The 10,560-nt window shown below is 60.7% G+C and carries 11 protein-coding genes and 1 tRNA gene; 1 reads left to right on the top strand and 11 read right to left on the bottom strand.

What is annotated here, in order from left to right; translation table 11 throughout:
• Nucleotides 1-20: 20 nt before the first annotated feature.
• Nucleotides 21-96, top strand: a tRNA-Ala gene (locus EOL86_08880).
• A 962-nt stretch (nucleotides 97-1,058) separates the two neighbouring features.
• Here EOL86_08880 and EOL86_08875 read toward each other — a convergent pair.
• The 11 genes from EOL86_08875 to EOL86_08825 all read right to left on the bottom strand — a co-directional run bounded on the left by EOL86_08875 (nucleotide 1,059) and on the right by EOL86_08825 (nucleotide 10,254).
• A complete protein-coding gene (locus tag EOL86_08875) occupies nucleotides 1,059-1,997 on the bottom strand; it encodes a hypothetical protein (protein NCD25689.1) in 939 nt (312 codons plus the stop codon).
• 132 nt (nucleotides 1,998-2,129) lie between these two features.
• Nucleotides 2,130-2,513, bottom strand: coding sequence for a hypothetical protein (locus tag EOL86_08870; protein NCD25688.1), 384 nt, complete (start codon nucleotides 2,511-2,513; stop codon nucleotides 2,130-2,132).
• Complete coding sequence (locus EOL86_08865) at nucleotides 2,510-2,851, bottom strand: helix-turn-helix domain-containing protein (protein NCD25687.1); 342 nt, start codon at nucleotides 2,849-2,851, stop codon at nucleotides 2,510-2,512. Before EOL86_08865 ends, EOL86_08870 begins: the two co-directional genes overlap by 4 nt.
• Nucleotides 2,852-3,145: 294 nt before the next feature.
• A complete protein-coding gene (locus EOL86_08860; protein ID NCD25686.1) occupies nucleotides 3,146-4,480 on the bottom strand; it encodes a DEAD/DEAH box helicase in 1,335 nt (444 codons plus the stop codon).
• Nucleotides 4,480-4,923, bottom strand: a complete 444-nt coding sequence (locus tag EOL86_08855) for a hypothetical protein (protein NCD25685.1) — start codon at nucleotides 4,921-4,923, stop codon at nucleotides 4,480-4,482. Before EOL86_08855 ends, EOL86_08860 begins: the two co-directional genes overlap by 1 nt.
• Nucleotides 4,920-7,181, bottom strand: coding sequence for a toprim domain-containing protein (locus EOL86_08850; protein NCD25684.1), 2,262 nt, complete (start codon nucleotides 7,179-7,181; stop codon nucleotides 4,920-4,922). Before EOL86_08850 ends, EOL86_08855 begins: the two co-directional genes overlap by 4 nt.
• A gap of 86 nt (nucleotides 7,182-7,267) precedes the next feature.
• Nucleotides 7,268-7,501: a DNA-binding protein gene (locus tag EOL86_08845; GenBank protein ID NCD25683.1), complete on the bottom strand. Its 234-nt coding sequence runs from the start codon at nucleotides 7,499-7,501 to the stop codon at nucleotides 7,268-7,270.
• A 170-nt stretch (nucleotides 7,502-7,671) separates the two neighbouring features.
• On the bottom strand, nucleotides 7,672-7,881 hold the full coding sequence (locus EOL86_08840; protein NCD25682.1) for a hypothetical protein: 210 nt from the start codon (nucleotides 7,879-7,881) through the stop codon (nucleotides 7,672-7,674).
• A gap of 617 nt (nucleotides 7,882-8,498) precedes the next feature.
• A complete protein-coding gene (locus tag EOL86_08835) occupies nucleotides 8,499-8,687 on the bottom strand; it encodes a hypothetical protein (GenBank protein ID NCD25681.1) in 189 nt (62 codons plus the stop codon).
• Entirely contained in the window at nucleotides 8,684-8,965 is a 282-nt protein-coding gene (locus tag EOL86_08830; GenBank protein ID NCD25680.1) for a hypothetical protein, read from the bottom strand. The genes EOL86_08835 and EOL86_08830 overlap by 4 nt, the downstream gene beginning before the upstream one ends.
• A gap of 110 nt (nucleotides 8,966-9,075) precedes the next feature.
• The gene (locus tag EOL86_08825) at nucleotides 9,076-10,254 is read right to left on the bottom strand and encodes a site-specific integrase (GenBank protein ID NCD25679.1); all 1,179 of its coding nucleotides are present in this window, start codon (nucleotides 10,252-10,254) and stop codon (nucleotides 9,076-9,078) included.
• Nucleotides 10,255-10,560: the final 306 nt, after the last annotated feature.

The following is a 10,560-nucleotide window of genomic DNA, read 5'->3' as shown; positions in this document are numbered from 1 at the left end:
ATATCAGCCTTTTCACGCCTGGGGATGTAGCTCAGCTGGGAGAGCGCCGCGTTCGCAATGCGGAGGCCAGGAGTTCGATCCTCCTCATCTCCACCAAAAGAAACCAAGGGCTTAGATACGAAAATCTAGGCCCTTTTCTTTTGGACCGAACCCGTCCCCCACCGTATCCCCCACCTCGACGGAGTTTTTGGCCTTTCCCCCACTTTTCCCCCCTCAATTTCGCACGGACAAGAAAAGCGGAGCCCATGACGGTTTCCGTGGTGTAGCACCAGACTTTGACCGCCCCCCCCACCTTTGTCCCCCACTGCCCGCCACGATGCCGCCTACGGTCCTCGGCTCCCTGATCCACGTCCATAGCCCCATCGTCACCGGCATGCGCTCCATGGGCATCCTGTCGCAACACTACGCGCCCATAGGACCATGCCCGGCGGCTTCACCCTGGCCAGTATCACAAACAGCACGGGAAGCATGATCCGCGCCACCTGAAAACGTGCCACCGCTCTACGGAAAATCTCGTTGCCAGTCGTACAAGGGCACGTCGCTTGCTTTATCCGTTGCCCGCTCCAAGTATGGCATGATCCGCACGGACTTGAAAGGTCCAGCGTATCACGTACTAATCCTGTCAGGATTCATTCCGTCCGCTGCGGAAATCGAAAAGGTGTTCGAGGCGAAGGTGAGCCCTGGAACAATCAAAGAGAGGGCCAGAAGGATGATTGGCACAAATGTGCCAGCGCAAGAAAACCAAGAGCCACCAACGGTTAGGGGTGGGGACAATGGGGACATTGTGCGGGAAGTAGAGCGCAAGGTCAGGGCGGGCAAGTCAATCAACTTCACCGCCGATCCGTGGGCGCAAAAAAGCCCCGCCAGTTTCCCGGCGGGGCCTTGGCTATTTGTTGCGAAGCCTGCGCTTGTGGCGCCGTGGTTGTGGCGGTCTGTGTTTTTTGCGCTCTGGCTGTTTGGCCACGCCGCAAGTGCATGGGCCACCCTGCCACGATGGGCAGTCATAGGCGTGCTGGCTGGTAGGCGGGATGCCGTCGCGTTCTTCTGCTTCCATGGGCCTACTCCACGGCGATGGTCCGCCGCTCGGAATCGGCAATCACGATCTTGGCGGCCTCGGTCCACTTCTCACCAAGGGGAGCGGTCAGGTTGACGCCCTGCCGACGGAAACCAACCATGTCTCCGTACTTCACCGAGTCCAACCGGGAGCCCAGGGCCGCCACCAGGGCGCGGGCATCATGGAGCAGGGCCAGGAAAAAGCCCACGCCCTCGCGTCCAATCAAGCCCGCGATGCGGTGATCGATGTCGATGCGCTCGCCAGAGGTCAGCCGGTTCAAGGGATCGTTGCGGATGGCGTCGAGGACAAGCAGGTTGCCAGCCCGTTCAGCGTCGGACACGAACATGAGCCGCGCGGCCTGTTCCAGGGAAAAGAAGTGCTGCCGAATCTCGGAGCGCCGGGCCTCGGCCACCTGCTCCACGTCGCCGCCACGGGTTTCAATCCCGTCCAGGCCCGTGGTCGGGTTCAGCGCGAGGGCCGCCATGGTTTCAGCCCGGCGGAGCACGGCCACCTGTTCGTCAAAGATCGCTGCGAACTTCGTGTCGAGCTGGACAATCGGCCCCCTGGCCGCTGTCAGGGCGCGCGATGACTTCGCCACCTCGTCAAGGCCCTTGTCCGTCAGAATGGCACGAATCTCGTTGCAGGCAGGAATCAGAATCCGCTTGGTCGCGTCGAGGATGGCTTCATCCGCCTTGGCCAGCTTCTGCCGGATGAATGCGGAATCGGACGCGAGGACCTGTTCCAGGGCAAAGCCCGGCGTGGGGTTGCTGAAGACCGCCATGGACAGGCCAGACAATGGGCTCTGATCCTTGGGCGCGGCCTTGCGGAGGTCTGACCGTGCGTGGTTTTCCGCGCTGTCGGAAATCAAGCGTGTCTCGTTGTCGGAAAAGGCGCGTTTCATGCGCTCGGACATGGACCGGAACAGAGTTTCAGGAATCGCCATGTTGATTGGCCTCTCTTGGGCTTTCGGCCCGAAAATGGTTTCGCCCGTGACTGCGGGCATCGAGTATGTCGGCTACGGCCAGGATTTCCTCTGCCGTGGTTGCTGCGTCGAGCTGGAGTTCTTGAAAAGTGGTCACTGTGCGCCGTCCAGCCCGCCTACGAACTTGACCAAAAGAGGGGCCGCCCCGGAATGCTCATGCTTCTCTGGTGCGTAGTAGCCGTGTAGCCGGTTCAGTTCACAGATGGCCTTGATCCTGTCCGCCGCCCGCACTTCCGGGTCTTGAACCATGGCCACCAGTTCCTTGACGGACTGCGACTTGGCCCAAAAGCCACGTTCGGCCAGTTCGGCGCGGATGGCGTCAACCCTTGTGGAAACCTTGGGCATGAGGCGGCTTGCCTGGGACCAGACAGACTCTTCCTTCCACGCAGCGGCCTTCGGATACGCCGTCCGGTACGCTTCGGATTGACTCTTGCCGCTGGCGACAAGTTGGGCGAAGTGTTCCTGTGCCGGGGTCATTGTCTCGGCTCCTTCGCGGCACGGAGCCGCCGCTTGATCTGCGAGACCCAAGCCGTCGTGCATCTGCAATTCTTCGCCACCTGGTGAATGGACACGCCCTGCTCAAGCTGTTCGATGATCTGTCTCTTGACGCAATTCCGTGGGCTCGGGAAAAGGACATGAAGCCCTGGGAACTCTTTCGTCAGGGCGTCAAAGAGCGTCGGGCCAAGGTCGGTCAGCAATTTGGACCGCTTGGGGATGTAGGTTTCCCGACCGCCAAGGTGGTCCAGAATCGTTTGCGCGTCCTCTGGCCCGAACAGCTCTTCAAGGCGCGCCAGAGGAACGTATTCACTCGCCACAAATCACCTCCGTGGTTTTGGTCCGAAGCACCCTTTCTCCGTGAACGACTTTCAGGGCAGGGAATCACCCGAAACAAGTTTCGGGCGTAAAAAAAGCCCGGTTGTTTCCGGGCTTTGACGATGATGTGGGGCGGGTCTAGCGCGTGGTCATGGCCGAACCTGGCCCTTCGCCCACCACGCCAGCAAGAGGGCGTCGGCTCGCCCGTGGTGTTTCTTCAGGTCCAAGTCCGCATTCGGGAACAATCGCCGCGCCACGGCTCCGGACTTCCCTGGGTCAATTCCATGCTTTTGGCCTCATGCCGCTATCCTCCGATATGTTTCCGCCCGCGCCTTGGCCGATGCGGTCAGCACGCCCACGGGGTCGATGTAGTCAAAAACGCGAGGCACCTTTCCAGCCTGTGGTCTGAGCACGCGCCCGACCACTTGGAGCAAACGCCCGCTAAACTTGATCGGCGTGGCCAAGAACAAGCTGGCCAGTCCCGGCGCGTCAAAGCCCTCGCCAATGAGTTGGACCGTGCTCCCCAGCACCCGCACCTTCCCCGCGCGGGTACGCTCCACAATGGCCTCACGCTGCGCCGTTGGCGTCTTCCCTGTCAGCAACACCATATCCTCGCCCAAGGCCCGGAGACAGGCGGCCAGGGCTTCCAGGTGGCCTACCCGATCCGAGACAACCAAGGCGGTTCCGGCTTCCCTGGCCAGCTCCCGCTTCACGTCCTGGGCAATCAAGGCGTTCCGCGTTTCGTCCTGGGTCAAGTCCGAGAGTAGGCGTTGATATTCACCGCTTTGGTCACCGCACCAGGTGAAGCCGGTCTGTCGGGTGATGACCTCGGGCTTTAATATCGCGCCGATCTCCCGGAGGTGATTCGCGTCCACCTCATGCACCTTCGGGCCGATGAAGAAACCAATGGCCTTGGTCAGTCCGTCGCTGCGGTAGGGCGTGGCCGAAAGCCCGAGGCGGTACTTGGCCGGGAAAGCGTTCACGGCCTCGGTGAACATGGCGGACGGGCATCTGTGGCATTCGTCCACGACGATCTGCCCGAAGTGCTGGGCAAGTTCACCCAAGCGGTTTCGGACCGTGTTGATGATGCCGATGGTCAGCGGCTTCACCTCGAACTTGCCGCCGCCGATCCGTCCGGCATCGATGCCGAGGAACTGCCGGGCGCGGTCACGCCATTGGTTCAGGAGTTCCGCGTTGTGGACCAACACAAGGCACGGCTGTTTCCTGGCCGCGATGATGGCCATAGCCATGACGGTCTTGCCCGCGCCTGTCCCGGCTTGGAGCACGCCGCGGGAGCGGGCCAGCATGGCGTTGACGGCCTGGGTCTGGTAGCCCCGGAGCTGTCCGCCGAACTCGAAGTTGACTCCGGGCAGGACAAGCCGCTGATCGGTCCAGGCGATGTCCGGAAACATTCTGACCAGCTCGTCCCCGAAGCCGCGCGGAAGGATCAGGTCGCCAGCACGGGTCACGCGGAAGAACTCCAGCCGTGGAGACAAATTGCCAGTATAGCGCCCGGCCCGAAGAGCCAGGTCAAAGGCCGGGTTCGGGATGGTCAGCGCGCGCTCGATTGCGGCGGCCTGCGTCAGGGATGCGCCCCGGATGATGATTTCGTTGGTGATGGTGGCGTGGATCATTTCAGGCCCTCCGTTTTTCGCTCTGTGCGCCCCGCAGCGGGGCTCTGGCTGTTTTTCCGACCATTGGCCCGGCTTTGCACTTCCGGCGCGCCTGCGGGCTCCTGGGAGGCCGTGGCGACGTGCTCCGCCTCCGGCCCAAGCAAGCAGGTTTCCAGATCCGCCATGAGCAATCGGCACCGTGGGCACGCCTGCGGGTATCCACGGCACTCTGACCGATTCGCCATGGCCTTGTAGGCGTCGAGGTATCCGGCCTCTACCGGGTCCAGAAATGAAGCCGACGCGGCCAAGTGTTCCGCAATCTCTTGCCGGTGTTCCAGGACAAGGGCCTTGACCTTGGCGCGGGCATCGTCGGTGCCGATCAAGCGGAGCCGTCCAGGTTCGGGCATGACCACGCGCACGCCAGCCGCTTCGAGTTGGTGAAGGACTTCCGCCGCGCTCATATGTCTTCCCACCCTTCGCCGTCCGTGCCGGTCGGATTGAACGTGCCAGGGGAATGGGCGTTTTCGCTGCCCTTAAGAACACAAGTAGAAGTGGTAGAAGTGGCAGAAGTACCCCCACCCGGTAGAACCTCCCCGATATGCCCACTCCCACCACTTCCCCCACTCCCACCACTTCCCCCACTCCCACCACTTCCCCCACTCCCAGCGAGAGAATAAAGCCCATACCCAACAGAAAAAAGAAAACCCTCTTCTTCTAGTTTTTTTATTAGTTTACTGGAGTTCTTCGGGGTCTTCCCCGTAGCGTTGGCCACCATGGCGGGGCTCATTGGGCCAGTATTCTCTTGGAATACCTGGAGAACTGCTTGCCGCTCCTGGGTCATTCTCGGGGCTGGCTCGGAATTGTCGATCCCCGTGCAAGTCCACCCTGGTGACAGCCACCGGAGCCCGTATGTGTGGCCTTCAATGTCGCGGCCTGTGGTCATGAGCTTGGCCGTGTCCGCCCCCCTGGTGCGGGCCAGAAGCATGGCAGTGTCAGCCGTGCCAAACTGGCCCATGCTGCCCGTGATGGCCTCGAAGGGGTCTTTGCTTGTGCGGAGCTTGTTCAGGTGGGTGATAAGCAAAATGCAGATGCCGTGCTTGTCTGCTAGAGCCTTGATGCGGCCCATGGCGAGGCTGTCGCTCTCGTATGCGTTCAGCCCTTTGGCCTTGGCCTTCGGTCCCACCTTTGCCATGGTATCGATGACCACCAGCTTGAGGCCGACCGGCACGTTCTGCACGATGTAGGTTTCGAGCTTGTCCAAGCCGCCTTCGTCATCAAAGCGGGGCCATGTCACTTGAAAATCGACGCGGGCAAGGCCAGCTTCAATCCCTGGGTCTATTTGGCACAGTGACCGAAGCCGGTCCTGTAAGCGCTTCTTGCTGTCCTCCAAGGCGAGGTAGAGCACCTTTCCGGGGTTTGACTGGAAATGCCCCAAGACAAGGCCACCAGCCCCAACACCAGCCACCACGCCATAGATCAGCCATGACTTGCCCAGCTTTGGCCCGCCTGCCAGGATGACCAGACCTGCGGGCAAAAGCCCCGGCACGGCCCACTTGATTTCCGGCAAGTCCATTTTGAGCAGGTCCGCGCCGTTGAAAATCCCGGCAAGAAACTTGTCATTTTCTGCACTTCCCTGGCCCGCCGCCTCGATCCGCTCCCGCACTGCCTCCGGTCCCAGCTCCGCCCACACGTCCCAGAAGTCCGCTTTCTTTCCCATGGCGGGGCTTGCCACGACGCCGCCCACGGCTTGGGCCGCCTTTTGCGCGGCCTTCATGCCGGGGTTCTGGTCCGTTCCAGGGGTCTGGTCATCGTCGGCACAAAAGACGATCTCTGCCCCCGGCGCGGCCAGTCTGCGGACGATCTCGCCCACGGGAAGCATGTTCCCGGCGTCTACGGCCATGACCACGGGCAAGCCCGTCGCGTTGTGAACCGCCTCCGCCGTGGCCAGACCCTCGGCAATGCAGATTCGGGAAGCGCCCCGGAACGTGGGGCCTATCGGCAAAAAGCATCCGGACTTGCGAGCGCCTCCCAAGAGCGTCTTGTCTCGATCGCCGTCGAACACTGGCCCGCCCGCGATGGCCTGGACGGTCTGGATTTGGCCGTCTTCGCCGTATAGGGGCACGATCAGGCAATCATGGTCCAGGTAGCGGCCACGCCGGACGCGCCGCGCGTTGATTACGCCCTTGCGCGCCGCGTATGCGTGATCCGTGACACCCTCGGGACTGGCCGCCTCGTATACCGCCCGCGCCACAAGCGCCCGTTCTGCGTGTCGCTTGGCCTTCGTTTCAGCGTTCAGGCGCTTTGCCTCTTCCCTGGAACGCCTGCGGGCCTCCGCCTCTTCCTGGGTCAAGGGGGCGGGTTTCGTGTCATCGGCCCACCCGTTATCCCTGGCCAGCTTGAACAGCGTGGCCACAGTCCGCCCGCCGCCCTGGCCAAAGCTCCGCCACACGTCCAGCGCGGCCCGCTCGTTGTAGTTGTCCGCCCCTTGGCTCCATTCGTTCCAAAGGGAAAAGCCGTCCTCGCCAAGCTCGTTTTGGATGGCCTGGCCAACGGCCACCCATGTTTCCCGGTCCTGCGGGTCAATGAAGGCCAGGGCGCTTTCGATTCGGTGCCGTTCGTCCACTGGCGGGTAGTGCCGGGCTTGGTTCAAGTCGATCATGAGCGCCCCCCGATCCGCCGCCACCGGCGGAAGCTGGGCTTGACTACCCGCCCACGGCATGAAACAAGGGCTTTGTCGTCGCCTTTTTGTTTCACGCCCTGAATCGTTGCCCCGGTTCGGGGCTTTTTCATTTCCATGCCCACCCCCTACGCCTGCGGGGTCACGGTGGACCGTTCCAGGAAGGCGTCGAGATCCGCTTGCAGGTAGCGCACTGACCGCCCGATTTTCAGGTAACGAGGCCCAACGCACTTGAACCGCCAATTCCGAAGCGTCCCAACCCTCATCCCCAGATATTCCGCCGCCTGTTCTTCCCTCCACGTCCCGCGTGGCTGGTTCTTGGGGTCAATCTTGCGCTCCGGTCCGAATACTCGCTGTTCCATTTGTTCCTCCAAAAATGAAAATGGCCGCCCACGGAAACCCGTGAACGGCCATGAGAATACAAATGAAAACAGGCTAATAGCTACACACGAAACCGGCTACACCGTACACAAAACCGGATACATTTTCGGTTACATTTTCAAGCGCACAAAAAAAACCGGGGCACCATGGCTTACTTTGGCTTGTTGTCTTGGTACCATTTTTTGTTCGAGCCTTTGCCTTTTTCGCATGGCTCAAGCCCCCTTGCATACGCCCCTAGCTGCGCGGTTGATAGATCCGGAAATGCCGCATTCAGCCGCTCGATACGCACAGAAGGCAAATACCCTTTGGCCACCAACTGCTTGCCATAGTCTAAAGGATTGTCAGGATGTTCACTGAGCATCTTCGCGCCCTCCTCCCGATCCGGCGCGGCCTCTTCCCGATCCAGGGGTGAAGGTGGACCCGCTGTCACTTGCGCCGCCGGGCCTAGACCGTGGGCGCGCTCGTATGCCTCTACGTCCTGCGTCCGGTAGGCGTATCCCTTGGCCCGCGTAACGCGGTGTTCGATTTCGTGGCCCTTTAGGTACTTCCCTGATCTGCACATCAATTTCCCGTATCTTACCTTGCCGCGCTGAAGGTCCTCAATGTTCTGCCAGATGGATTCCGGCCTATACGCATATTGGCAGGAGTTCGCCCCTTCGCCTGGATGATCGCAAAACAAGCACGGGTCCATTTCTCTGGGCACCTCTTGGAGCGTATTCCCGTCGTATGGCTTAATCCCACCTGTCCGCACCGCCTCAAGCAAGAGACCGGGGATATTTCCCCACCTGGTTGAAAGTATTTCCTCGCCTGTAGTCCATGGCCGTGCCATCGGGAGCCCTCCAGCCCCGGAAAAGATGATCCAGGGCCAGGCGCTGCCGGGGCTTGGTTCGCGCTCTTCGCCATGGGTAGCTAGTCCACGGCTAGGCCCTGAAATTTTGTGATGGACCACGCCAGGGAAGGGCAGAACCTTTGCAGTGCTCATGCCGCACCCCCTTGCTCGTTGTGAAGATCCAGCTCCATGGCGTGGATGATGGCCGTTAGGCGCTCCGACACTGCCTTGACCGCATAGCCCGCGCCGTAGTCGCGTTCGTTCGCCTCTATGCCGCTTGCTATCCAGTCCAGGGCCGTGGGGATCTCGTAGAGGTCAGCTATGGGCGCGGCGTTCATGCTTCCACCCCCGTGGCGTCTGGATCGGACGCCACCGCGCCAAGCAGGTCTTGGGCGTGGTCAAGGCGCTCCTGGAAAGGATGCGTGGCCAGAAAGTCGAGGATCGGGATGGCGTCCGCCGGACGGTCCATGGCCAGAATTGAGGTCATGGCGGCGGCGCACGTCGCGAACGTCGCTTGCAGGGCCGCCAGCTCATGACGTGCCAGGTGAAGGCGGATGGAATCGAGGTCAGCGGGCTTGCCGCTCGGACGGTCTGCGGATAGGGACTTCTCAGCCATGACATTACCTCCGTAGAAGGTGTGTTGTGGTTAGGCCCTGGCTCGGTGTTCGTAGCACCCGCCGGGGCCGTCTTGTTTCCTCCCTGGAACGTCCCAGGGAAGAGGGAAAATTACTCTTTACCGTTCGCGGTCAATTCGTTGATCGCAACCGCCCCACCCTGGCCCGCTTCCATGATACTATCCGCCACCAACGCCGCCCGCTTCAGGGCATCGTCCGCCAAATGGGCATAGCGAACCGTCATGGCCGCGCTGCCGTGGGTCAAGAGGTTCTGCAACGTGTAAAGGTCAACCTGTCCACTCGAAGCCAGCCAGGACGCAAAGTGATGTCTCAACCCGTGGCATGGGCGGAAGGACTTTGGAAGTCCGGCCTTGTCACGAAGCCGCCGCGCCATATGCCGAAAGGCTTCCCTTGGGCCGCCGCCCCTCCCTGGCCAGACATAGGGGCTATCAGTTCGTGCAATGCCCTTCAGCACGGTCAACGCTCCGGGGGACAAGGGGATGGTCCGGGTCTTGCCGTTCTTCGCCACCGCGCCTTGCAGGGTGAGGAAACCTTTTTCAAGATCCACGTCTTCCCACTTCAGGGCCAAGAGCGCCCCCTTGCGGATGCCGGTCAAAAGCATGATCCGGAAATACGCCGCCGCGTCCTGGTCCACCTCTTCATCAAGGGCCTGGAAGTATGCCCGCGCCTGATCCGGGGTCATGAACTCGGTTTTCTCGTTGTCCACCTTGGGCATATCAATCTTGAACCCCAATGGCGAACAATCCCCGTTCTTCACTCCAAAGTTCACGATCCGGCGCAAGAGCTCTAGGACACCCCATACAGTAGCGGGTGAGAACCCCGAATCTTTAAGCCGCTTTGTCAACTGATGCACGGAAAAGGCGTCAATTTCGTGGGGCTCCTTGTTGCCAAATGGCTTGGCCAGGTACTTTTCAAAACGGCTGTGGTCGGTCTGGGAACGTTTGACGCTCAAGGTCTTCGCCGCGCTGTATGCGTTCCAGAGCTTGGCAATGGTCCATCGCCCCGCCTCGGCATCCTTGGCGGCCTGTTCCTTGGCGCGCCTAACCGTGTTGGGATCGGCCTTGCCCGCCATACGGTCCGACCGGAGTTGGTTCGCCTTGGCCGCGCTCATGGCGTTGACCGAGGTCCGCCCCACCTTTTCCTCAATCAGTTTCCCGTCCACCTTGTACCGGATGTAGATAATCTGATCCGGCTTGCCCGTGGCTGGTGAAACCGACTCCACCAGAAAAACACCTGGGTATTTCGTCTTGATGCGTTCTTGCTTTGCCATTTTTCCCTCTAGTGCGGAGGCTTCCGGGGCTCTTCGTCCCCCACCGTATCCCCCACCTGAAAGGCAAAAATACGCGCAAAAAGGGTGAAGTCAATGAAAATTGTATTTCACTAAATAGCCAGAAAATAATGAATAATTGACAGTGGTGGAAATTAAGTGAAATGACTTGCGCCGCGTTCGCAATGCGGAGGCCAGGAGTTCGATCCTCCTCATCTCCACCAGAAAAATTAAAGGGTTAGAGACAAAATCTCTAACCCTTATTTTTTCGGTAATAGTGGACAGTAATACAAGACGCTCAGTCCGCCG

The sequence above is a fragment of the Deltaproteobacteria bacterium genome (assembly GCA_009930495.1).
Lineage (GTDB): Bacteria > Desulfobacterota > Desulfovibrionia > Desulfovibrionales > Desulfomicrobiaceae > Desulfomicrobium.
Note: the sequence above shows the minus strand (reverse complement) of the source record. Positions and strands in the feature narration are given on the sequence as shown.